General features: G+C 39.3%; 16 protein-coding genes. 11 read left to right on the top strand and 5 right to left on the bottom strand.

Annotated features, from left to right (window positions below):
* From ABJN95_RS15915 to ABJN95_RS15895, 5 genes are all read right to left on the bottom strand, one after another.
* Positions 1-1254, bottom strand: a 1254-nt coding sequence (locus tag ABJN95_RS15915) for a hypothetical protein (protein ID WP_348371704.1), incomplete at its 3' end; no start/stop codon positions are given.
* 12 nt (positions 1255-1266) lie between these two features.
* Positions 1267-4851: a hypothetical protein gene (locus ABJN95_RS15910; RefSeq protein ID WP_348371703.1), complete on the bottom strand. Its 3585-nt coding sequence runs from the start codon at positions 4849-4851 to the stop codon at positions 1267-1269.
* A 10-nt stretch (positions 4852-4861) separates the two neighbouring features.
* The gene (locus tag ABJN95_RS15905; protein WP_348371701.1) at positions 4862-6097 is read right to left on the bottom strand and encodes a malectin domain-containing carbohydrate-binding protein; all 1236 of its coding nucleotides are present in this window, start codon (positions 6095-6097) and stop codon (positions 4862-4864) included.
* 89 nt (positions 6098-6186) lie between these two features.
* Positions 6187-7464, bottom strand: coding sequence for a hypothetical protein (locus ABJN95_RS15900; RefSeq protein ID WP_348371699.1), 1278 nt, complete (start codon positions 7462-7464; stop codon positions 6187-6189).
* Positions 7465-8170: 706 nt separating this feature from the next.
* The gene (locus ABJN95_RS15895; RefSeq protein ID WP_348371697.1) at positions 8171-11428 is read right to left on the bottom strand and encodes a CHAT domain-containing tetratricopeptide repeat protein; all 3258 of its coding nucleotides are present in this window, start codon (positions 11426-11428) and stop codon (positions 8171-8173) included.
* 466 nt (positions 11429-11894) lie between these two features.
* On the opposite strand from ABJN95_RS15895, the gene ABJN95_RS15890 reads away from it, so the two are divergent.
* The 11 genes from ABJN95_RS15890 (at position 11895) to ABJN95_RS15840 (ending at position 24671) form a co-directional block, all read left to right on the top strand.
* A complete protein-coding gene (locus ABJN95_RS15890; RefSeq protein WP_348371695.1) occupies positions 11895-12503 on the top strand; it encodes a sigma-70 family RNA polymerase sigma factor in 609 nt (202 codons plus the stop codon).
* 3 nt (positions 12504-12506) lie between these two features.
* The gene (locus ABJN95_RS15885; RefSeq protein WP_348371694.1) at positions 12507-13229 is read left to right on the top strand and encodes a tetratricopeptide repeat protein; all 723 of its coding nucleotides are present in this window, start codon (positions 12507-12509) and stop codon (positions 13227-13229) included.
* A gap of 214 nt (positions 13230-13443) precedes the next feature.
* Positions 13444-13845: a hypothetical protein gene (locus ABJN95_RS15880; RefSeq protein WP_348371692.1), complete on the top strand. Its 402-nt coding sequence runs from the start codon at positions 13444-13446 to the stop codon at positions 13843-13845.
* A gap of 239 nt (positions 13846-14084) precedes the next feature.
* Positions 14085-14327, top strand: coding sequence for a hypothetical protein (locus ABJN95_RS15875; RefSeq protein WP_348371690.1), 243 nt, complete (start codon positions 14085-14087; stop codon positions 14325-14327).
* Between the two features lie 2 nt (positions 14328-14329).
* On the top strand, positions 14330-15739 hold the full coding sequence (locus tag ABJN95_RS15870; protein ID WP_348371689.1) for an ATPase, T2SS/T4P/T4SS family: 1410 nt from the start codon (positions 14330-14332) through the stop codon (positions 15737-15739).
* A gap of 5 nt (positions 15740-15744) precedes the next feature.
* Positions 15745-18000: a hypothetical protein gene (locus tag ABJN95_RS15865; protein ID WP_348371687.1), complete on the top strand. Its 2256-nt coding sequence runs from the start codon at positions 15745-15747 to the stop codon at positions 17998-18000.
* On the top strand, positions 18000-19223 hold the full coding sequence (locus ABJN95_RS15860; RefSeq protein ID WP_348371685.1) for a hypothetical protein: 1224 nt from the start codon (positions 18000-18002) through the stop codon (positions 19221-19223). The genes ABJN95_RS15865 and ABJN95_RS15860 overlap by 1 nt, the downstream gene beginning before the upstream one ends.
* The gene (locus tag ABJN95_RS15855) at positions 19207-19719 is read left to right on the top strand and encodes a hypothetical protein (RefSeq protein ID WP_348371684.1); all 513 of its coding nucleotides are present in this window, start codon (positions 19207-19209) and stop codon (positions 19717-19719) included. Before ABJN95_RS15860 ends, ABJN95_RS15855 begins: the two co-directional genes overlap by 17 nt.
* Positions 19720-19915: 196 nt before the next feature.
* The gene (locus ABJN95_RS15850; protein WP_348371682.1) at positions 19916-21607 is read left to right on the top strand and encodes a sulfatase; all 1692 of its coding nucleotides are present in this window, start codon (positions 19916-19918) and stop codon (positions 21605-21607) included.
* A 194-nt stretch (positions 21608-21801) separates the two neighbouring features.
* Positions 21802-23592, top strand: a complete 1791-nt coding sequence (locus tag ABJN95_RS15845) for an FAD-dependent oxidoreductase (protein WP_348371680.1) — start codon at positions 21802-21804, stop codon at positions 23590-23592.
* Entirely contained in the window at positions 23589-24671 is a 1083-nt protein-coding gene (locus tag ABJN95_RS15840) for a hypothetical protein (protein WP_348371679.1), read from the top strand. Before ABJN95_RS15845 ends, ABJN95_RS15840 begins: the two co-directional genes overlap by 4 nt.
* Positions 24672-24687: the final 16 nt, after the last annotated feature.

Here is a 24687-nt window from a genome sequence, read left to right as displayed (position 1 = left end):
TTCAGCATCATACCAACTAAAGTTGGCATTGCCTCCAACTACTGTTGCATTCAAGGTAAAATTGGCACTAGGGCCACATTGAGGTCCCGTAATGTTTATCACAGCTAATGTGGGTTCAATATTTTCTTCATAGTCTGCGGTAATTGGGTGTCGTTCACTTTCGCAACCGTCTACAACGGCTGCAACCCAATACGTGGTATCTTGAGTAATGCCCGAGACTACAATTTTGGTTCTAAAACCTGCACCTGGAACGGGAGTACCCAAAATGTAACTTCCTGCACCAGTACCCCCCGCGGTAAAGTACCAGCGATGTTCTATCTCGGTACTATTGTCTGGAAAGGTAGTGTTCGATGCTGTCAATTCAATATCAGGGCTATTGCAAGTACTGGTTACGGTTTGGTTGCCAGCAGGTTTGGGTGGGCTACTTACCGTTACCGAAACAGTTGACGCCGGACTCACACATATGGGGTTAGGACTTTTGGTTACAGCCCTTACCAAAAAATCTATGCTAGAGGTCAACGGATCCGTTGTAAAAGAAGTACCTGTACCTATCCATGCGCTACCCGAGGCATTGTACCACCGATAGTCATATGCACTATCTGGATTGCTGACACTTAGAGTTACCACTCCACCACAACTGGGCGGAACAGTATTCACCGTAGGCGCTGTTGGAGTTTCCGTAATGGTAACATCAACGAAGCCTGAATTAGTGCTCCATTGCCCATTTTGTCTTGCTCGAATATAATAGCGTCCTGAACCTTGATTGGCTACATAGTTGTTATTGACCGCATTATTTCCAGAACTCATATTTGTTCCGAACGCATTTTTTCCTTGCCAAAACCAGCTGATTCCTGAACCTGGGTTACTCGTCCTTTGAAGTGTTGACGAACCGCAGCTGTTACTAAGAACGGTGGGATTGTTCGGAGTAGGAGGCGGACCTCCTGTTACTGTGATATTAAGTACCGTGAATCCTGGTCCCACATTATGCAAAGCCCTAACAAATGATGATCCGGCTGTATTAAAACGGACCACTACCGTAGAACTGGTTTGTGACAATATTTGGGTACCTGCAGGTACGGCCCAAGAGGTTGCTGACGCGCCGCTAAGCGTATACCCCTCCTCATCGCCAACCGCAACGCTTGGGGGGCCAGTAATTGATTGCGCCGAGATACCTTGTACTCCGAAAAGAAGTAAGGCCACTGCTAATAGTATGAATATTTGTAAAGAACTGTTATTGATTATTTTGATCTTCATTGTCAGTAATTATTATTGGTCTTGGCCTTTAAAGTGATACTTGTAATCGGTAATGATATTATTATTGGAATCTCGAACCTCCTTAAGTCTGTTATGCTCGTCGTAGTTATAGTACATGGTATATCCTTTAGGATCGGTCATACTTGTTACGCCTACTAAAGGATCATAGGTATATGTAGAAACCATGGCGTTCGGCAGGGCAATACGCAAATTATTTTGAGCAGTTCTTAAAGCCCCTTCACTACCAGAAGAACCTATGGTTCTATCATCATCACTGTCTGACAAAGCCTGCAAATTGGCTTCAAAACTTGCAATCTGACTATAGGTAGCATTTTCAATCTTTGCTATGGGGTATGTTTTGTTATAACCCCAGATATAGGATACTGATGGGCCATCTGCTTTTGCCAACTGTCTTGGGTCACCGTTGGTATCATAGTCTTGATACACAATACGATTCTGTATTGGATTGTCAACGGCGTCATAGTTACCTTTAAGCGTTAACATCAATTCAGGCAGAACTAGATGAAAAGTAGGGTCATTTGGATCTGTATTATTGTACCAATCTTTGTAATTGGTTCGCTGAATGGTTGTTTCCCCGTTTACCGTTGTTTCTACCTGTATAGGCTCAGATATGCGATGCAGGTCGTTCTTTTTGAGTCTATCGATTGATATTTTTTCAGGAACCGTCAATGTTGGGAGCCCTAAAGAATTATTCGCAATTACATCATCTGCAAAAAAGGTTTTGGTTTGGATGTTCTCGCCCTTACTGTTCGTACTTTCGGTTCTCGTAAGTTGCAGATGTTCGAGATTATCATAAAAATAATCGGTTGTTGTGGAGATTGGGTTTTGCCCTGATAGATCATATTGGGTCGAAATGCTTTGTTTTAATGATTTCCTACCCACCTGAACTTCCCCGATTTGATAGCACAATGTTGCACTGTTGAAATCCTTATTTTGATCGTAGGCTGGTAAATCATCTACATACCAAAAATCGTTAATGTTGGTCTGAAAAGGAGAGTAGACGTAATTATCAAAGAATTTAAGAGACTTTATGGTCTCATAGGTATTGTCAACTTCAGCCACCAGCGTATAGGTGTTATCACTTTCTCGCTTGTACGTCTCTTCCCTAGCTAAGAAACCTCTTTTCCATGAGGTAGTCTCATAATAGGTAAGCTCATCAACGCCATATAGTGCTTTTTGAAAAAGCAATTGCCAATTTGCAATTGTCCAATAAGGGTCATTTGGATGACTAGGGTCATATGGATATATAAAGGAATATTGAGGGTGTTTAAAAATATAGGCAGGAATAACAGAATTTACGGTTCTAGTAGCTCCGATGTTTTCGAAATAGGAAATAGTTTTACCATTATCTTTTTGATTTACAAAATCAAATTCAATTTCCGTAACCTTTCCATATTCAATGGTAGGCTCTCCACCAAGGTTGTTGTTGAAATTAGGTGAAACGGAGACGGCAGCAAGCAAGCCTATTCCATCTGAAACGTTTTGAATGAATCTTCGAACATACCCTCTATTCCTCTCAGGCTGAATCAAATTTGCGTCCTCGTATTCATATTTTTTTATGCTAACAGGAGTATTAGATCGCCCATCATAATTGCTAATGCTTTTTATTCTCAATCCACCAACCAGTTGCTCTATCTGTTGAGTTTCTCCCGTTGGTTCATCCCATGTAATCCAAATGCGATTAAACGAACAATTATAGGCGCCAAAAGCTCCTACACCGCTATCAAAGGCTTCGATCGTATGTGCCCCCGGGTTAAATATTTGTGTAGCATTGATATTGGCGAATTCAAAATCGTAGCCAAAAAATAGATCTATGGTTTCTGTTCTTCCATCAGAACTATCACTGGGCCCGCCCATACTATCAGGAGTTGGGCGGTAAAATTTAAACCCATCAACAGATACATAAGATTGAGCTCCTGCCTGATTTGTGACAGGACTCATATGAATATTCAGTTTTATATTTGTGGCACCTGCTGGAATAATAAAATTGGAGGTGTCTAAGTTCGGAAACTCTGTGGTATTGCCACATTCATTGCCAAAAGCATCCGCTCGTGCTGTTTTTGATTCGGTAACGAAATCGGTGGCCGCAAATCTATTAGCTTCTTGTTCAAATACCGTATATCCACCCGTGGGATAGATGATTTTTTCTAGCACTGCAGCCTTCATCATATTTTCGTTCGGACTTCGGTCACCATTTCCAAGAGTAAAGGGTACTTCATTGATTCCAGCGACAGACGTTGTAGTTTCTGGAAGAAGTGTTCCTAAATTTGTGTTTGCATAACCCCATGAATCCTGAGCAGTAGTTCCCCTCCAAGGCAAGGATATTCTCTCATTGTACTCAAATGTATGTTTGGTGTCTTTGCTAGCCGTAGCACCGCGATAAACCGATGTTAATTTTAAGGAAAGCTCCCTACTATTCTGTTGCCTAGCTAGGTCAAAATTAGAACCAGTGTGGTCGTAGTCTTTTGAATAATTCGCCATGCTGCGTAAGAAAGTGCCATAGGTGAAATGGAACTGATCTACTAATTGCGGAATATCGGCGTTATCGTAAGTATAAACTTTGACCGCATCTAATTGATAATCATCTGCTAAATCGGGCCGATTTAAAGATGATTCAAATTGTATATAACCATTGTCGAAAACAATTTGATCGAGGTACTGTTTACTTATCGTAGAAAGCTCGTAAAACCCTGTACTCAATTGACTTGTGGCATTTGCAGGAGTAACAGTTGGAGTACCAACAACTACACTTTCAGATGCCGCCCTAGAATACTCTTCCTGCATTCCAGTACTTTTGTATTTAAAAGAAACACTATGTTGACGGTCTTTTGAAATTATCTCAGTTAGCATCCAAGCGGATATGAATCCCATTGGGTTGGAATTGTATAGATTAGACAAATTAGAATCTGTGCGTTCTGTGGCTATGCTATTATCAAAACCTTTTCCGAAAACAAGTAAAGTTCCATCTGGCAATAACGCTTGAATTTCGTCCTCAGAAATTGGAATAATCTTGACCTGTGTTGCGTCGTCGAAAATTGCTTCACCACTATCTCGATCGAAATAAAAGGATCCGCTTATTCCTAATGCATTGAAAGCATACTCGTCTGGAGCTGTATCCTTTGCACCCAAGGTCGCTCCAAATAAATAGTTCCAATTCGATTGGTTAAAAGCAAAGTTTTGCAGATTTGGGATAGTGCTTAAAAATGACAGGTCTGGCAGTCCTTTTGTATTTCGAATTATGACGCCTCCAGCATTTAAAGACCAACCCAGGCCAACCCATGATGCCAAATCATTCAAACGAATTCCTGACATGTTGTAATTTAGGTTGATAGGTACAGTGATGTTCTTTTCGGTAAGGGTGTAAATAGGAATGGTGACCCCGGCACTACCTAAATTCTTGTTGACGGGGTATAACCCATAGTTCCCTAAACTGGCAGCATTTGGGGAAACTGGATGATAATTAGGCAAATCCATTGACGACTGCTGGGCAGTAAGGTCAAACGAATAACATAGCAGACACAATAAGCAGCTTAGAATACCAGGTATACTGAAACCGAGAATAGTTAATTTTTTCATTTTTGATATTTTATTTAAGGCCTTTTTGAAGTGCATTGACTTGCTTTTTGATTTGTGTATTCTCTTGTTTCAATTCCAAAATATAGAGTGTCAACTCCTCTATTTTTTCCAGGAGTAGCCGGTTCATTTCGCCAAGTTCAATACCGCTAGCCGCTACTTCTTGAGCAGATGGAATGTTCATTAACCTACCTTTTTCAGCAATGTGTTTTCTAACCTCATCGAGGGTTGGAAGGGCATGTTTTTCTGTAAAAACATAATCGGGCCAGTTGTTCTGAAGCTTTACGGTTACTTCTTCCCCAATGATATTTCCACCAACCGCTAAAGCGTAATTGGTTTGAGCGCTGATTCCAATGCCAACGTTTCCAGCGGTGTAGTTGATATCACTACCTGAAGTATTCCATACCGTACTTCCCCCACCTGAAGAACCTGTGGTAATGCTCTCTACATTACTTGCAGCACTTTCGTTGGCGGCAGCGTCTAAGGCAGTAACTGTGAAGTCATAGCTCGTAGCCTCCGTAAGACCTGTTACTTGATAGGTAGAAACCACACCTACTGTGGTTTCTAGAGTACCATCTTTGTAGATTTTATAGCCGGTTACCCCAATATTATCACTTGCACCACTCCAGCTAAGGTCTGCTGCATTGGCAGTTACCCCTGAACTTGATAAGGTTGGCGGCGTGGGGTTTTGATTGTCTGAATTGTCAATCTCTAGTACCTCGATGGCATTGATGATCGGGTCATTGGCAGAAGCATCGAATTCAAGGGTAAGCACTCCATCTTGAACATTGGCCACATGAGTGACAATAAGATCCTGATGTGGTCCAACTTCTTGAACAACATCCATATTTTCCCTGACCAAAAAGCCCTCGACGAATACATCAAAGACACGAACACCATGACCATTTCCTGAGGAAAAAACACCCCAATACGGTTCAGCAAAATGAAGAATTACCTGATAATCTCCTGCTTGCGGTACAGTGATGTTATAGAACATTTCTCTGTTTGCATTTTTGGTATACCGCATGCTTTTTAGATGTTCGGGAAGGGTAAGATTAAAACTTCCGGTTATTTCCCCGTCGAAGGTGACAATACCGGCTACCGAAGTATCTGCGTCAAAGGTGTCGCCATTGTGGGTGAAGGCTGTGGCACTACCACAGTTGATTCTTTTTGTAAAAAGTTGGGCATTGGTGATTTGCACGCCCCAAAAAAGAGCGACTAGGAGTGTAAGCGTATACCTGTTTTTCATACTAGTTGTTTTATGGTTTTAATTGAATTGGCGACGTTAAGGAGATTAGAGATCGCATTGGCCGCTGTTATTTTTTTCTAAATGTTCAACTACCTTTGACTAGAATTAATCTGACTTTCCAGTTGATCAATCCGTTTGTTTTGTTCTAAAATGTAAAGCGTCAGTTCCTCAACCTTCTCTAACAATTTGAGATTCATTTCCTTGAGCTCGATTCCATTGTCTTGCATCTCTTGTGCTGATGGGATGTTCGGTAAATGGCCATGTTCATCTATGTGTTTTTGCACCGCTTCCAGAGAGCGTAAGGGGTAGTCTTTGTAAAAAACGTAGTCTGGGGCCACAGCCCCTTGTAGGTCGACGATGACCTCTTGGGTATGTATTTTACCCTTCACCGCGAGTGCCTGGTCGGGGCTAGAGGTACCGATACCTACATTGCCTCCCTCGTAATAGACGGCTGTACCCGTTTGAGACCAAAAGTCACCACCTGATGAAGAAGTGGGTATTGTAACCGATACTGTGTTACTTGGGTTACTTAGATTGTTGGCTGCATCGTATGCCACTACCGTAAATTGATAGGTTGCCCCTTCGGTCAAAGTGGTGGTTTCGTAGCTTGCAGCATTCCCTGCATTTGCAAAGAATACCCCTTGATTGTATATATTATAGCCAATCACGCCTACATTATCGGTAGACCCCGTCCAATTCAATGTGGCTTTATTGTCTGCTATGGAAGGGTTGGTTAAATTCGTAGGTGCAGTGGGATCTTGTGTATCCGTAGTAGGCGTGAATGTTACTGTTAGCTTGGGCCATTTAGATGATGGGGCTTGGTCAAATATACTTGATGTCTCAGGTCCGGTCGAGGCGAAGGCCACATCGGAATTGGTGGTATGCTTTAGAACTAGGGATAAGAAGTCATCATCTAAAATACTAGGGTTCAACACCAAGGTCTTGATCGAATTGTTAGTATGAGATCCCGTAAAAGATCCCAATGGTGTACCGCTAGTTGTTGGTTTGTTGGTACTAGAAAGATTATTCTCGGTCCAGTTGTTGCCAATACCCTTATAAACATTTATCGTACCAGATCCGGGATCCGTGTAGACCGTCAGCGCTAAATTAAGATCGGTAATGATTCCATTAATTCCTGATAAGTCGAACATTAGGTAAGTCTCCCTTACTCTGCTTCCATTTTCAACTCGTAACGTCTCGTCATTTTTACGTACACCATTTTCCAAATACGCATCGTGAATTGGTATTAAAATCTCTTGAGATTGTGCCAATCCTATAGTTGACACAAAAAGAAATGCCATGACTGCCAATGAATTTGGCGTTGGGGTTTTTACCAACATTAACAAAAAGGCAGGTATATTTATCATAGGTCTGATTTTATAGTTGAAATTGATTGTTGGTATAGTATTAAGAGCTTCTAATACGTTTTTGTTGAATGAAGACATTGCTTTTTTAATTGGTTTTTAAATCGTGTTAGAGATTAATTTTAGAATTTCTTTGGTGTTCATATTGGTGTTTAGAATGGGCAACATCTTAGAAGAAACTTGAGGCATGTTCATTTCTTGCTTCCAAAGTCGGGTCGCGGAAATTGTTTTGTGCAGGTGCAATAGATATAGTGCAGAAAAAGGGTGTCAATAGATTTGCTCTCATCTTAGGTTGGTTTTGTAATAAGGTTTAAAAAAACACCTATCGAAAGCACTTTTTGTAATTCGATTTCACGTGTTCTTCATATATAAATGTTTCAAAGGCCCGCATTGTTACCCTAAAATTTCTGTTTTTTTAGTAAGAAAATATTGCAGGTAAGTAAATAGGTAGGTTGTAGGAAGTTAAGTGATCAATGAACGCTCATAATGACATACTACAAAATTTCATGGGTACATCCGAGCCATCTATCAACATGCCTAAGATGCACAGCTAGATAGCGCTTTGCATGATAAGCGTGCCCCCCCCCGAATAAGCGAAAGTTAAGTGGACTTAGAAAAAAGTGATGTTGCCTTTTAGGCGGGTATTAATGGAGATTTTGTATTTGAAGTTTAAGTGCCTACTTAATTTTAAAGAGGTCAATTCAATTGCTTATTTACGTTCTAGTTTGAACCTTTTAAAAAAGAAAACTCCCAATATTGCAAGGAGCACTCCCAAAACCAGGTAAACCCAGATATTTGAGGAGTTTAAAGAAATGGGTGCGGTATCACCTACAATATAAAAACTACCCCAATAAAAAGGATTGGAGCGGAAAACGTCAGAAGTTTTGAGGTAACCGATTTTCGCTTGTTGCAATGCGGTAGCTTTATCCATACCATTTTTGAGGTTAGTGTAAAATAACTTCATGATTTGTGGTGCGATTTCGTCAGAAACCTCCCAATGGGTCATCAAAAGACTTTTTGAACCAGCATATTGAAAAGCGCTACCTAAACTCATCATGCCTTCACCCGGAGCGATTTCTCCGATGCCCGTACTACAGGCACTCAATACGGTTAGTTCAGCCGGTAAATTCATAGCAAAGAGTTCATGTCCGTAGAGGAAACCATCCTCTATCGAATCGTTACTCTTGGTAAAATACAATCTGGAGTTTTCTGGTTCTTGTTCATTCACCTCTCCATGAACAGCCAAATGTAAAATGCCATATTTATTGGCATTTTTCTTAAAATTAGACTCGCTGGCCTTTGAACCATAGTAATAGTCACCTTCTATGATTTTTGCTATTTCGGTGATTTCCAAACGAGACCCTGGGAGGTCTTTTTTGGAATTCCTCAGTGTACTCAAGCTAATACTCTCCGCCGTACTAATAGGTAAGGAGTCTGAATATGAAAAGGCTAAACATTCTTTGGGCAACTCCATGTTTTGGCCTGGTAAGCCATATAAATAAGATGCAGAATTCGAATAACTTATGGCGTAGTCTCTTAACAAATAGGGTAATTCTTTAGGGTTTTTTGATGCACTTTGTTCCGTAAGTAAAAGATCAAAATTAAGATGCCATATAGCGCCATCAGGTATCACAATAAGCTTATTTCCGATTAATTCGGTCTCAAAGGGTGCGACTAGGTTCTTATATAATTTACCAGAAGTTATTTTGAATCGCTCTAGATTCTTGTTATGAATGGCTGTTCTAAACTCCTCGATATCAGAAGTAAGTCCACTTGAGGAAAATTCTGAAACCGTAAACGAATTTTTTGTTATGACAAAGGCGTATAGTGTGCTGTCACCTTCGAAGTATTCGATTAGAGTGGTATTCGCATCTAACTTGATCTGAACATCATGAACCGTAAGAGGTTTGTTATCATATTCAATAGCATAGTATTTGGGATGGTTTTTTTGAATTTCGGCCAGTAGCGAATCGTTTCTTAAACTAATTTGAAAAAGCCGGTTTTCGTAGGTCTCCAATCGCGTCGTATCTTTTTCAGAATTTGTCTTTTTCGTTTTTAGGTTCGATAGAATTGTGGCTTTCTCTCGTTTAAGGGATGTTTCGAATTTTCTTGTTTCTTTTAGATCTATATCCGATTTTAGAATGGAACTGCGATAGATAAGATCTTGAAGGGAACCCGCTTTATTTCGCTCAGACCCTAAAAATGCAATTTCTAAATGATGCTGATTCTTATCATGTTCATTAAGTAAAATCGAAGTTTCGACCGAACCCAATCGAATATCCTGATTCTTGGCGATAAAGTTTATTCTATCCGTGGGTTCAACTATATTTCTTCTTACTTTTTCTAGAAAAAGCTCACTTTTGTCAAATAAGGTATTGGACGCCGTCAAATCTTTAGGGTCGCCGTTCTTTGTATATTTCAATAATAGGCATTTCCCCTTTCCTTTTACTGCGGCCAATATTCCGGGTAAAATATTGAATTCAACCGTATGGTTACCTGTTTCAATAAATTCCGTTATCTCAGCTTCAAATAAGTTTATCACTTTGTCGTAATAGTTTGAAGACGCATCGAATTGCTGATTTTCAAGATAAAAATTGGCCATTCCTAGGTATACGGCTATAGCCTTTCTACTCTTATCATCACCGAATTTAAGGGCTATCGAAAGCGCTTTTTCATACATTTCAAGCGCATCTTTATCTTCGTTCATGGCACCTAAGGTATTCCCCATGGCCAAATACAGTGAAGAAAGCAGTAAATTGTCCGCACCATAGACTATGGTTCCTTTTTTAAGGGCTACTTTGAGATATTTCAAAGCTTCTTGATAATTTTCTAATTTAAAGTAGGTCGTACCAAGGGCCGCATAAGCAGCGAATACATAGTTGTGATTTTCACCCAGTGTTTTCTCATTGATCGCTAGACCCTTTTTGAAGATTTTTATCGCTTGTTCATTCTTTTGCATCTCGAGATGGGTGTTAGCCATAAGGTGATATGTTAGACCAACTCGTGGGTGAAATTCACCATATGCATCTTTAAAAAGATTCAACGCTCTTTCCAAGTAATCAATTGATTTTCCATATTGACCTATAACAGAATTAATCATGCCGAACATTTGATAGTTGAATGCGTGACCTAAGTAATTCTCACCAAACTGCTCTAGGTATATTTCTTGTGATTTTGATAAATGATGCAAGGCCTTTTCATCTTCCCAAAAATTTAAATACATGGCTGCCATACTACTATGGGTGGTAGCTATTGCTTTCTGATCCATATTTGGTTGCCGCAATAATATATCCATAGCTTTGGTATAGTTTTCTAATCCTTTCTCCAAAGACCCTTTTATATACTCTAAACGTCCTAATTCGGAATGATAACTCGCTAAACTAGCAAAATCCGGCGGGGCTACTTGTTCTAAAAAAGTATAGGCAGTATCTAAATGTACGGCCGTCAGCTTAAGATCAAATGACTGTCCAAAAACCTTGGCCAATTTTAAATGAATTTTTCCTTTCTCATGATTGCTGTTGTTTCCAATTCTGGAATAGGTGGTCAAACTTTTTTTTAAAAATGTTGTGGCCTCTTTTGTTTTAGAAATCAATTCATAATAAAAGCCAAGATTAAAATATGCTTCAGCCTCCTGTTTGTGAAGAATCTTATTGACAGTACTAAGTTTCATGGCCTTTTCAGCACTTTCCTTACCAAAGTCGAATTTATTAGTACTTAATTGGCAGAAAGACAACTTGTTGTATAGTTGAGCTAATTCTTCATGAGCGGTTTCTGCTTTGGTAGAAACGGCTTCTTTTATCAAAACTATTGCCGCATCGTAAGCCCTTACATCGATAAGGGAATCAATTTTGATTATTTCTGTAGTTATAGAAGCATCTTTACTGCTCTGACTACGCCCCTCTGAAACGGTTAGAAGGATACACATTAAAATTAAATTATTCAGGGCATAAAATGTAATCTTTGCCATAAGTAACGGTGTTCGGTTGTATAGAATGTCAAATTGTTAGTAAGTATGTTCATAGGCATTGGCACTTATCTTGATATTGGGGGAGTTAAACAAGATAATTGTTGTTTCCAGCATTTTAATAATAACACCATATGGCCACAAAATACGAATATCTTGATGTGAATCGTTTGGTATTTAAATGCCTTGGCGAAAGCCTTATTTTTTAAATCTGCCAATAACAAACATATAAAATAACTTTTGGTTTATATAGTTCTAGTATAATCTTTTGTTGACATAATATGTTACTTTTACTTATAACAATGTGCGAAAAGCCAGTATTTCAAAAAATGTAACAAGAATAAATAGGGAATTTTTTGAACCTAATGATATATTGCCATAAGCATAAGAATCCAATTGAATTTTCTATCTTTAGTATTAGATTCAATGTATTTCTAGGTAACGGTTTTAGAACTATCTACATTAATTAATGAGCGATCTGAACGATGACGACGTTTTAAAGGGAATTGAAAAAGGGAATTCGCGTATTATTGCCGATTTCTATCAAAAGAACCTTCCAATCATCACAAGTTACATTCGAAAAAACTCAGGTAATGAGACTGATGCAGAAGATATTTTTCATGATGCTTTGGTAATCACTTATCAAAAGGTTAGGCGAGGTGAATTAAAATTAGATTGTTCTTTGTCTACCTATGTTTTTGCGGTGAGCAGAAACTTATGGATGAATGCCCTTCGCAAGAGAAAAAAGATACGACCTCAAAATGAGCTTTTGAATATATCTGAATCGACAGAAAAATCGATTATAGATACTATAAATACAAAGGATAAGCAACTGCTTTATCAAAAATATTTTAGACAGTTAGGAGCTTCTTGTCAGCAACTTTTGCTACATTTCTTCAATGGAAAAAGCATGGCTGATATTGCAAATCTGATGGGATATTCTGAAGGATATTCTAGAAAAAAGAAGTTTGAATGTAAAAAGAAACTCTTGCAATTGATCGAGGTAGACCCCATGTACAAAGAGTTAAGGGCTAAAGATGAAGAGCCTAACGTCCCTTTAAAAAATCTTAAAAGTTAGCTAATGGAACGCAATCAAGAACTATTTGAGAGCATCGAGCGCTATCTGAGCCATAGTCTAACTTCCGAGGAACGTAAGCAATTTGAGAAGGAGGTAGATGCTAATCTCGATTTAAAAAAAGAACTAGAGTTACACCGTTCATTGCATATAGAAATGAGCGATACCGATAGTTTGGAATTCAGAAAAAAACTTGAAGGTATTGCGAGTGATTTAAGAAATAAAAGAAAAAAGAAAACTCCTCTTTGGCGCTATGCAGCCATCGTTTTAACGCTGCTTGGGACTACAATTTTCTTGTGGCTGCAAATGCAAACTGGCAATGTTTCCCTTTTCGATACATATTACAAAGTATATCCGGTTGAAGATGCAATACGTGGTACCGACCAAAGTGGTGCGCAGCAGATTTTGAAGTATTATACTCAGGAAAACTACGAAAAAGTAGTGCCGCTCTTGACTGAGTTCTGTGCTGAAAATCCAGAAAATTCCCGTTTTAAAATCTATTTGGGTAATGCTTTGTTGCAAACAGGTCAGGCTGAAAAGGCTATTAGCACCTTTCAAAGCATTACAGAGGGCAGTACGAATTATGAAGATGCGTTGTGGTATTTGGCCCTCTCATACATAAAGCTTGAGCAGTTCGACCAAGCCAAAAGTACCCTCGAAAATCTTGTTAATTATGATGGGGTGCACAAAAGAAATGCCCAGATTTTACAGAATGAACTAAATCGTTAGACTCCACTTCTTAACGATACTTCAAATTTTCCGCTTGGTCTACTGAAACTTCACTTATGCAGGCTCCAAAGTGAGTTCCATCGATTCAGCCTTACCCCCAAATTGAGCTTATTATTTTATTTGTTGAAAGTCGAAATTCAAAGTTTCGAAAATTAAGCTGTTTTGAGGGTAACTTATTGTTGGTTGGTAACATTAACCTTTGAAAGAATAGGAGATGAGACTAACAAAAATTCCAGCCATTAACCTGCAAGAAATGTTAATTGTATTGGCGATAATAGGCATACTACTACTGCTGGCTTTACCCAATTTAATGCCATTGATCACCAAGGCCAAAAGTGTAGAGGCTCAAATACAACTCAAGGCTATTTATAACGCTCAAACCACACATCGATATATGCATAGCAAGTACAGTATTGATTTTAAAGCACTTGATTTCGAAATTCCGAAAACAGTAAAAGATAACGGTACGGCTAACTACGTGTATGAAATCATCAGTGCCGATAATGCCACTTTCAAGGCTCGCGCAGAGGCAATTACTGATTTCGATGGAGATGGAATTTTAAACGTTTGGGAGGTCGACGAAACGGGCACACCAAAGCAAACTGTTAAAGATTGATTTTGGTCTTACTAGTTGCCTCGCTAATCTGTTTAACAATAATTTGTTATCAAGATTTTAAGTATAGAGCTGTTCTTTGGTTCGTATTTCCGTTTTTAGCGGTAACACTCGGAATAGTACATTATTTAAAAGTGGTAGCCTCTTTTTTTTATTGGAGCTTACCTATAAATTTTATACTTATTTCGATCATCATTCTGCTCTTATATCTCTATTCAAAATTGATCGCAAAAAAAAGGTTTATGAACCATAGCATTGGTCTTGGAGATGTACTTTTTTTCTTTGTCATGGGAGCAGGTTTTCCAACAATGACCTTTATTATTTTGTTTGCATGCTCTCTTTTCTTTTCGCTTTTCACCTATCTCTTATTTAAAAGCAGCATGAGGGTAAAAACGGTTCCTCTAGCCGGATTAATGTCGCTTTTTCTGAGTGCCGTCCTTATGTTGGATGTCATTTATGGTTTACCATCACTTTATATTCTATAGGCATGCCGAACGATTATAGTATTTCAACCCAACTTCAGCAGCGTGTAAGCTCTGACCAGGCCTTTCATTATCGAATAGTGCCCGTTAAGGAAGAAAATGGCACCTTAACCTTTAAAACCGATAGTGATGATGTTGATGCCTTACTTAAAGAATTAACTATAGTATTGGATAGCAAGGTGCGGCTGGAAACATGTAAAAAGCAAGAGTTACAAAATTACCTTACTGCAAATTACAGACAAGCGAAGAAGGCTAATAAAGGAAACCTAAATTATACCCCAGATTTTCTAGAAAAAATATTGATTACGGCTAAAGAAATTGGTAGTAGTGATATTCATTTTGAACCCTATGAGACTAGATGTAGGATTCGCTTTCGTATAGACGGAAAACTGGTCGAACAGTTTAATATTCCCATTCATGAATATCCCGTTATCATTAACAAAATAAAAATCAGGGCCGATTTGGATATTTCTGAAAAGCGACTGCCACAAGACGGTCGAATTACCATGAAATCGGATGCTGAAGAATTTGATATTCGTGTATCTTCCTTGCCAACCCTTTTCGGAGAAAAAATTGTTTTAAGAATCTTGAGTAAAGATGCTGCTTCTATTGATATTGCGGATCTTGGGTTCACAAAGCAAGAATTAAGAATATATAAGGAGGCCATACGCAAACCTAGTGGCATTGTGCTAATTTCAGGTCCCACGGGTTCTGGAAAAACTACGACGCTATACGCTACTTTGAAGTTGATGAATTCAGTTGATACCAACATACTTACTATTGAAGACCCCATAGAATATACGCTAGAGGGCATCAATCAAGTACAACTCAAAGAAAGTATCGGACTTGATTTCTCTAAGGCCTTACGTACCTTTCTGAGACAAGACCCCAACATTATCATGGTAGGTGAAATCAGAGATGTAAAAACGGCCAACATGGCTATTAGAACTGCTCTGATTGGTCGGTTGGTACTGTCTACCATTCATACCAATTCAGCTTGGGCAACGATTTCTCGTCTTATCGATATGGGAATACCTTCATTCCTTATTGCGACTACCCTCAATTTAAGCGTGGCGCAAAGATTGGTTCGCAAGCTTTGCTCGAAGTGTAAGCGTGAAGAAAAAGTAGCAACCGATTTGTTTCCTGATGGATTTAAATTGCCTCCCAGCTTAACCCAACACTTCAAAGCAACAGGCTGTGCCAGATGCCATCATACAGGTTACCATGGCCGGAAAGCCATCTATGAGATTATCCCAATAACCAAAGAATTGGTATTTCGCATTAAGAATAACGTCACGGAAATTGACGATTATATAGAGGAAAATAAAATTGTTACCCTTAAACAAAATGCGCTACAAATGATACAAAATGGTGAAACTGCTATTGAAGAAGTGTATTCGCTACTAACCCGTTAGAAGAAATGAAAAAATTAGCATGTCTTGTCTTTTTACTTTGTTGCATCCAATGTTTTGGACAGGAGGAAGGCAGAATACAGAATATCAAAAACAACTTAGAGGCCCTTTCTTTAGATAATTCAGGGCTTTCAGAAAGTCTGAAGCTAGATATTAATGTTACTACTACAACCTTGCCTAACTTTCTTCTTGCCATTTCTAAAGTGCATAAACTAAATATTAACATTGACTCAGGGTTGCAGGGAATAAAAATCGTAAACAACTTTTCAAATGTTGCTATTGCTGATCTATTGGTTTTTCTATGTAAGGAATACGAATTGGATATCACCTTTACCGGAAACATTCTCTCCATAAAGCGCTATGAGCCGGCATTGCCTGAAATTGTTGAAAAGGGAATAGTGGTCGATTTTGATCCTACAGCGAATATGATCTCATTGGATTTCAATAATTCGCAACTGAAAGAAGTTTTTAGGAAGATCGTTGATATTTCAGGGCAAAACCTACTTTACAATAGTGGAATGGAGAACATTCCAGTTTCTCTTTATCTTACTAAAGTACCTTTTGAAGTGGCTATGAAACGCATGGCAGAGGCCAATAACCTGTCCTATTCCAAATCTCGGGATGGTTTTTACCTTTTCGACCAATTTGAATCGCAAACTGCGGTGCCCGAAGGGGCTTCAAAAAGTATTCGCAACAGATCAAAAAGGCCCAGAGGCAATAATTTTTATTATCAGGTCATTGATTCGACGAATAGAATACTTACCGTTGATTTTGAGAATGTTTTAGTAACTGACATTATTCATGAGATAAGCTATGATCTAGGCTTGGATATTTATACCGCCACCCCTTTAAACGAGGCAGGCTCAGTCAGTTTTAGGGCCAAACAAATCTATTATGATGAGCTGTTAGAGCGTATTTTTGATAGCAAGGACAGATCTACGGGTACTGTAAACTCTAGTTCGTTTCAAAATAGTACAACAGCGAATCAAAATAGGGCACTGAATCAAGTAGGACGGCGACAAGCTACGATTGCCCAGAACACTCCCATTAAATTCACCTTCAAAAAAGAAGACGATATTTATTTTTTTGGAACTGCTGACCAAATAAGTGTTCGTAAAACGGAGGTAGTGCAACTAATGCACAGATCTGTGGAACTGTTGGCTGATCCAACACCGTATCAAGGCGGAGGTCGGTCGGCCGGTAGAACCGTCAATGGTAATGTAAATTATTTAGGCGCAGGAACCGGGTTTCAAAACGGATTTCAAAACAATCAAGGTTTTGGAGCCAATCAAGGTTTTGGAGCCAATCAAGTTTTGGGCCAATCGCAACGCTTAAATACACGATCAAATAATTTTGGAAATTACGACTCAGAGGCAGAGGCCTTGGTAAATATTCTCCCTGAAGATATTAAGGCCGATCTTGATATTAAGATGGATTTTGAATTGAATAGTTTTTTGGTGAGTGGCCCTGCGACCAATATTAATAGATTCAAGAGATTTATTGCGGAGATTGATAAACCCGTACCTGTCATTCTAATCGAGGTTATGTTGATCGAGGTAAAAAAATCGGCCTCTGTTGAAACTGGAATCAGCTGGGGAATTGGAAATGAGCCAGTAAATACTTCTGGGAAACTTTTCCCTGAAGCGGATCTCACCCTTGGAGCGAATACGGTGAACAAGATTATTGGAGGGTTCGACGGTTTTGGTTCTTTTAATATTGGCAAGGTGGTGCCTGAGTTTTTTGCGACGATAAAGGCCATGGAAGCTAACGGAAATTTGAAAATTCGATCTACTCCTAAACTATCTACCCTAAACGGTCATAGAGCGAATATGTCGATTGGTGAGACTACCTATTACGTGGTAACCAATCAAAATTTCTTTGGTTCTCAAATTCCTACTACTTCCGAGGTACGCAACTATCACCCAATAGATGCCGAGCTTGCAATAAGCATAAAACCCTTGGTGTCAGGCGATGGTCAGGTCACCTTAGATATCAATGTGATACAATCCGATTTCAGTGGAGAACGTATTGAAGATGAAGCTCCACCAGGCTTAACTTCAAGAGAATTCAGTTCGATTATCCGTATGCAAGACCAAGACCTTGCAGTTCTTGGAGGCTTAGAGGAAAAAATTAAAAACGATACTGGGAATGGCGTTCCTTTTTTGGCGAGAATACCTGTAATTAAATGGTTATTCAGTAAAAGAAAGAGAGAAGACACCAAACAAAAGTTGACTGTTCTAATTAAACCTACAGTAATTTACTAGTGCTTAAAGATCTTTTTACATATTTAAATGAGGGTACTTTGTACTATGGCTTGGAGATTTCAGAAAACCAGGCCGGCTTAAGCTTTTATGTGCTCGAAATACAAAGAAAAAAACAAGAGCTTTTTATTGCGCGAGAAGAAACGCACAAATCGCTTGAAGAGGCTGGAAATCAACTAAAGAAAAATGCTCCAGTATTTGTGGTCGTCAATAGTAGTCAGGTATTGACGAAGATAATTGAACCCTCAAAATCTGCATCTGACGAAGTGTTGGTACATAACGCGTTTCCAAACCTTGATTTCAAGACCTTTTACTATGAATTGACGAGGTCTATTACGGGTTCGCCGATTTCTATCTGTCAAAAAGTAATTGTGGATAAGTTTCTTAACAGACTTCATGCATTGAAAGTAAATGTGGTACATTTTTCTTTAGGTATCTCCGCTATTACCTCTATCACAGACTATCTTCATGATGGTATTATCAGTGTTTCCAATTCTCAGTTGCTACTGAAGGATAAGACATTAGTAAAAGTCACTCCCTTATCTACCGAAGAAAACCAGAAAAGTTCGGAATATAATATTAACGGAATTTTGGTTAAGAGTTACTTCCTGTTAAGTTTTTCAACCATCCTGAGGCATCTCTTAAAGAGAGATGATAGTGTTTCGAATTTTTCAGACTACACATTCGACCTTAAAAAAGAGTTTAAAAATAGGCGCTATTTTATGGTATTACTCAGAGCCTCTTTACTAATCACTTTGGCAATTTTGCTGGTCAATTTTTTAATTTATAACCACTATTTCGGCAAAGTAAATAGGCTTCAAGAGACTGTGGGAATTAACAATACAAACAAAAATCAGTTGATAAAATTGCGAAAGGAGGTCCTAAAGAAAGAGGATAGAGTTCAAGCAATTTTTTCTACTTCCAATTCTAGATCATCTTTTATAATGAATGAATTGGTCAAAAAAATGCCATTTTCGATAATCTTGTCCGATTTTAGGTATCAACCTTTGATAAAACCTTTACGGGAAACCAAGGAAGTCGAGGTTCTGTATTACACGATGATAGTATCAGGACAAGCCAGGGAAAGCAAGGAGTATTATGAGTGGGTCGAGGAGTTGGAAGAACAGTCGTGGATAGAAAAAATAGAAACAATAGATTACGATTACGCAAATGATAACACGTCCAATTTTGCACTAAAAATTGAATTTAATGAAGAGTGGAACTAAAAACATAGTACTCGCAACCGGATTTGCTTTCTTTCTGTTTTTGGTCTACAAATTTGCAATTTCGCCTACATTAATGCTGAAGGCGACGTATAGCGATCTAGTAAAGGAGGATCAGCTTTACCAGAATAGCCCAAAACAAATTTCCAATCTATTGCGTCGACAACAAGAATACGACTCAATCCTACTTAAAATGAATCTCGGCAGTAGCTCAATGGAAAATAATTTGCTTCGAATACTAAATTTACAAGCTGAAGGTCGAAATATGAAGGTCATGGATTTTAATGATCCACATATTTTTGAGAACAACGGTAGCCCTATACATACTTTTGACTTTACCCTAGAAGGGAATTTTACCGACTTATTAAAAACTATTTACGTGGTAGAGCAAAAGAATAACCTAGGAGAAATAGCGCATTTGCATTTTAGAAAGCAAAAAGATTTTAAAACCAATAAAAATTTCTTGACACTGCGTGTTTTTGTGCAGCAGGTAAAATAAATCGGAAAGCATGTTGTTTACGGTGAAATGAAAATACCCTCCATTCCTGCAAATAGTTAAAAAATTTTATACCACATATGGTCTTGTTTATAGAAGGTCTAGTTTAAATACTGAAGGCACCAAGATACATTTCTTATATTTAAAGTACTTTTCTTAGCAAACAGCTAAGTAAGAAAAGTTTGCGAACGCTTTGAATATGAAAAACTTACGAATTACCAACCTTTTAAGGATTTCTATTATTGTTTCTTTGTGCACCCTACTGTCTTGTAGCGATAAAAAAGCAAAACAAACAACCTCAAAACCCAATATCATCTACATCATGTCAGATGACCATACCACTCAAGCTTTTGGTATATACGGTAGTCGATTGGCCGAATTAAGCCCGACGCCAAATCTTGATAAATTGGCCAGAGAGGGCATGATTTTCGACAATGCTTTTGTAAACAATTCTATTTGTGTGCCCAGTAGGGCCGCTATCATTACAGGGCAACGTGCTCAAACGAACGGGGTCATCGATTTGGAAGGGAGCATAGTACCAGAAAAACAATTCCTACCCATAGAAATGAAAAAATTGGGCTATCAAACTGCCATAGTCGGTAAATGGCACCTACATCACGAACCTGCGGCTTTTGATTATTATCAGGTATTGCCAGGGCAAGGAAAATATTACGATCCAGAGTTCAGGGTGCAAGGTGAAAAGCCATGGCCCGAGAATACGATACAAACTACGGGGCATTCTTCAGATATGATCATGGATGCCACCTTAGACTATCTAAAAACCAAGAGAGACCCCAACAAACCCTTTTTCCTGATGCACCATTTCAAAGCACCTCATGATGATTTTGAATATGCCCCGCGCTATGAGGATTATATGGCAGATACCTTTATTCCTGAACCCGCAAGTCTGTATGACATCGGTAACCATGGCTCTGAAGCCATACGCGGAAAAAATGATTCTTTGACGAGAATTATAGGCTCTTCGGTTTCCCACCGAAATCTGATTCGTAATCAAGCGATGAACATCTATTGGAATGATAGTACCATTTACAAACAATACCGTAATGCCAAGGATATTGGCCAAGAGGAATTGGTTAAATGGGAACTAGATGTTGAGGAAAAAGAATACACCAGCAAGGTCTACCAAGATTATCTCAAAAAGTATTTGCGCTGTGTTAAAGGTGTCGATGACAATATCAAACGTTTGCTCGATTATTTAGAAGCTGAAGGATTGCTTGAAAACACCATACTAGTCTATACGGGCGATCAGGGATTTATGTTAGGTGAGCATGACTATATCGATAAGCGATGGATGTATGACGAAGCGATGCGGATGCCCTTCTTTGTGCGTTATCCTGAGAAAATTAAGGCGGGAAGTCGCACCGATGCTATTATCAATAATACCGATTTTGCACCTACAATGATTGAATTGGCAGGCGGTACCACCCCAGATTATATGCAGGGGAAAAGTTTTAAATCCGTATTGGAAACAGGCATTGAACCATCAGATTGGCAGCAAGCAACATACTATCGCTATTGGATGCATCTGGCACACAGACATCAAAACCCTGCGCATTTTGGAATTCGCACCAAAGAGCATAAGCTCATTTTCTATTATGGGAAATATTGGGTAGACACCGATGACCCGAATGCCGAGTGGAATAAAGCGAGTTGGGGAAATGACTTCAGCCATCATACACCCCCTGCCTGGGAATTTTATGACCTGACCAAAGACCCCAAAGAGATGCATAATGCGTATAAAGACCCTGTATACCAAGAGACCATTGCCGAATTGAAGCAACAACTAATTGAGATGCGTGAGAATTTGAATGAGACCGATGCGAATTATCCACACATTCAAGCGGTGATAGATGCCCATTGGAATGATTAGGTCGCTACATTTTAAAATGTAAGGCGTGCTTTGTCGATTAGCAGAGAGAAGTTAAAATAGGAGTACTACTTGATAATAAGCGCAAATATGGTATAGCAATAGATGCTTATTTTTAGGAATATTTATAGCATTACCACTGGCTAACATAGGTGTTTAGAAAATATAAGAACGAAACATAATTATTTCCTTGGAATATGAAAAATGGTCTGACATTCATTATTTTATTGCTCCTCTTTAGTGGGTGCTATGCACAAGATGTATTAATCGAGGCTGAAGGTTTTGATAACCCAGGTGGCTGGACCGTTGACCCTCAATTCGAACAACAAATGGGTTCTCCCTATCTGTTGGCCCACGGAATAGGAGAGCCAGTTAAAAATGCGAGTACCAACGTAAAATTTGAATCTGTGGGCGACTATCACGTTTGGGTTCGCACGAAAAACTGGGTACCCGGCAAATGGAAGGCCCCTGGAAGATTTCAACTAAAAGTGGCTGGGCAAACCATTGACAAAAGCTTGGGCCTCCGTTCTGGCTGGGGCTGGGAATATGTTGATAAAGTAGCAATTGCTGATACGGAAGTGGTTATAGAATTAGTCGATCTGACCGGGTTCGACGGAAGATGCGATGCCATTTATTTTTCGACTACAGCTAAAGAACCTCCGTCGGCTTCCAAGAAATTAGCCGTATGGCGAAAAGAACTGAAGTCTGAACCGAATGCACCTCCTCAAACCAAATCCTATGATCTTGTGGTAGTAGGAGGGGGGCTGGCGGGTTGCGCGGCATCTATTGCGGCAGCTGAGCAAGGGCTTAAGGTTGCTTTGATTCATGATCGCCCTGTGCTTGGTGGAAACGCAAGTGAAGAAATTCGAGTCCACACCTTAGGCATCTATGGCAACTTTGAGCGTATCCTCAAAAAAATCGATACAGAACATTATCCGAATGGAAGTGCAGATGCAAAATTAGACCAGAAAAAGCGCGATGCTAATGTAAAAAGTTACAAGAATATTGATTTGTTTCTAAACCATAGGGCCTATGGCGCGCAAGCCGAAAATAACAGCATTCAATATGTAGACGCAAGGCATACATCAACAGGTGATAGAATACGTTTTACCGCTCCTCGTTTTGTAGATTCTACTGGCGATGGTTGGATAGGCTACTGGGCAGGAGCAACATTCAATTATGGTCGTGAGAGTTCGGAAACCTATGGCGAGATTTGGGAAGAACATGGCGAACTTTGGACACCCACCGAACCCGATGATGCAGTCATGGGTTCTTCCGTTTTATGGGGCTCTAAAGAAACAGATGCCGTTCAAGAATTTCCAGAAGTACCTTGGGCCATGCCGGTTGCCAAAGAATATGCCCGGGTCGCCGGTGAATGGCAATGGGAATTCAGTAGCCCTGACCATAACCAAATTGATGATGCCGAAGATATTCGCGATCATATGTTACGGGCTATTTACGGGTCATTCGCCAATGCTAAAAAAGACCCTGAAAATGCCAATCGTAAATTAGAGTGGGTCTCTTCCTTAGTTGGTAAGCGCGAATCAAGGAGGTTGGTAGGCGATCATATTTTTACCTTTAATGATGCCAAAGAAGGGCGAAAATTCCCAGATGGCGTGGTCATTGAGATTCGTGATGTTGATATTCACTACCAAACCGTTTTGGAAGATGAAAAGAATCCCGATTTCATTTCTGAGGCATTGTTTTACAAAACACCAGAGTATTACATTCCGTACCGCAGCTTGTATTCCAAGAACATTTCGAACCTGTTTATGGCAGGTAGAAATTTCAGTTGTTCTCATGCAGGTTTGGGCGGCCCACGAGTGATGCGAACTACGGGTCAAATGGGTGCTGCAGTCGGATTTGCAGCAGCATTGTGTAAAAAGTATGATGTAAATCCTAGAGAAATTTATACGGGCTATTTGGACGAATATTTGGCCTTGATTGAGGAGCAAAAATTTGAGAAAATTCCAGAAACGAAAAAATGAGAATTGTATTTTCTGTGGTATGCCTACTTTATCTTTTTTTGGAAAACGCGTTCCGAGAAAATGTTATGGACCACCCCCCAGAATATTTTGTTTTGCAATGGAAAGAAGGAACCCAATTGCATTCTGAGCGTACCGATTTTTTTATCGAAGTCGATTCTATAGGCGAGCAAGATGTTCTTGCCCTGGTAAATGAAAGGAAGGTACCTGTTTTATATACCGCCGATATCGCCACGCCCGTATGTGCCGATGGCGAGTGTAAGTTGATGAACATTAAATTCTATTGGACGCTCTTAGGAGAATATGCAGGCTTCGATCGCTATCCGATGATGCCCTTAACCAAACATGACCATGATGAATTTGGTGCAGAAGACTATCAAAAACTGCACAGTTTGTTGGCCGATGACAAAAATCTAATGGGTCAAAGGCGAATTGACCAATTGGTAGAAAAACCCAAAATGAGAACCGTAAACGGAGTCGATGCGGTATCTGGTGCTACAATTGCAAGAGTTAAGGAATCGGTTGTCTCAGGCGCACTCTATTCGTGTTACACTGCCTGGCACTTGGTACACGGTGATATTCAAGAACAATTGAAAGCGCATACCCTATCGATTTTAGATAAGCAAATGACCTTGAATATGCTGTATAGCATCAATCAAGAATATCAGATTTTTGCTATGGAAAATATGGATACTGCCGATTACAAAAAACATTGTAAACAGCTCGTACACGTCTTCAGAACCAGCACGCCGCTTGTTCGCAGTATTATTATAAAACGACTAACCGCTAAGTTTAAAAATGCACCCGATTTGCAACTTCCCTTTTGGGAAGCTTTTGATGTAGTGGATGCGAGCAGCAGAAGTTTGATGATGAAATATGTAGATGAGGCACCTGATTTTGTGCCTCACGTACTTTCCGAAAAATTGGGTGTTATGAGCAAAAATCAACTTAAAAACTATTTAATACACTTGTCGCATAGCGAAGCGTTACCCTCGAAAATACGAAACAACCTATTTGAATTTTCAAATTCGGAAAGTCAGACTTACGCCTATTTGGCCAAGGAATTTCTCGAAGATTTCTAGTGATAGCTAAAACAGA

The organism is Maribacter sp. (assembly GCF_039974175.1).
In the GTDB taxonomy this organism is placed as follows: domain Bacteria; phylum Bacteroidota; class Bacteroidia; order Flavobacteriales; family Flavobacteriaceae; genus Maribacter_C.
The sequence above is the reverse complement of the archived record's forward strand: the minus strand, read 5'-3'. Positions and strand labels throughout refer to the sequence as shown.

Excerpts from the sequence above, each read along its gene's own strand:
- ABJN95_RS15910 (WP_348371703.1), bottom strand. The coding sequence starts at position 4,851 with ATGAAAAAATTAACTATTCTCGGTTTCAGTATACCTGGTATTCTAAGC.
- ABJN95_RS15905 (WP_348371701.1), bottom strand. The coding sequence starts at position 6,097 with ATGAAAAACAGGTATACGCTTACACTCCTAGTCGCTCTTTTTTGGGGC.
- ABJN95_RS15900 (WP_348371699.1), bottom strand. The coding sequence starts at position 7,464 with ATGATAAATATACCTGCCTTTTTGTTAATGTTGGTAAAAACCCCAACG.
- ABJN95_RS15895 (WP_348371697.1), bottom strand. The coding sequence starts at position 11,428 with ATGGCAAAGATTACATTTTATGCCCTGAATAATTTAATTTTAATGTGT.
- ABJN95_RS15890 (WP_348371695.1), top strand. The coding sequence starts at position 11,895 with ATGAGCGATCTGAACGATGACGACGTTTTAAAGGGAATTGAAAAAGGG.
- ABJN95_RS15885 (WP_348371694.1), top strand. The coding sequence starts at position 12,507 with ATGGAACGCAATCAAGAACTATTTGAGAGCATCGAGCGCTATCTGAGC.
- ABJN95_RS15880 (WP_348371692.1), top strand. The coding sequence starts at position 13,444 with ATGAGACTAACAAAAATTCCAGCCATTAACCTGCAAGAAATGTTAATT.
- ABJN95_RS15875 (WP_348371690.1), top strand. The coding sequence starts at position 14,085 with ATGAACCATAGCATTGGTCTTGGAGATGTACTTTTTTTCTTTGTCATG.
- ABJN95_RS15870 (WP_348371689.1), top strand. The coding sequence starts at position 14,330 with ATGCCGAACGATTATAGTATTTCAACCCAACTTCAGCAGCGTGTAAGC.
- ABJN95_RS15865 (WP_348371687.1), top strand. The coding sequence starts at position 15,745 with ATGAAAAAATTAGCATGTCTTGTCTTTTTACTTTGTTGCATCCAATGT.
- ABJN95_RS15855 (WP_348371684.1), top strand. The coding sequence starts at position 19,207 with ATGAAGAGTGGAACTAAAAACATAGTACTCGCAACCGGATTTGCTTTC.
- ABJN95_RS15850 (WP_348371682.1), top strand. The coding sequence starts at position 19,916 with ATGAAAAACTTACGAATTACCAACCTTTTAAGGATTTCTATTATTGTT.
- ABJN95_RS15845 (WP_348371680.1), top strand. The coding sequence starts at position 21,802 with ATGAAAAATGGTCTGACATTCATTATTTTATTGCTCCTCTTTAGTGGG.
- ABJN95_RS15840 (WP_348371679.1), top strand. The coding sequence starts at position 23,589 with ATGAGAATTGTATTTTCTGTGGTATGCCTACTTTATCTTTTTTTGGAA.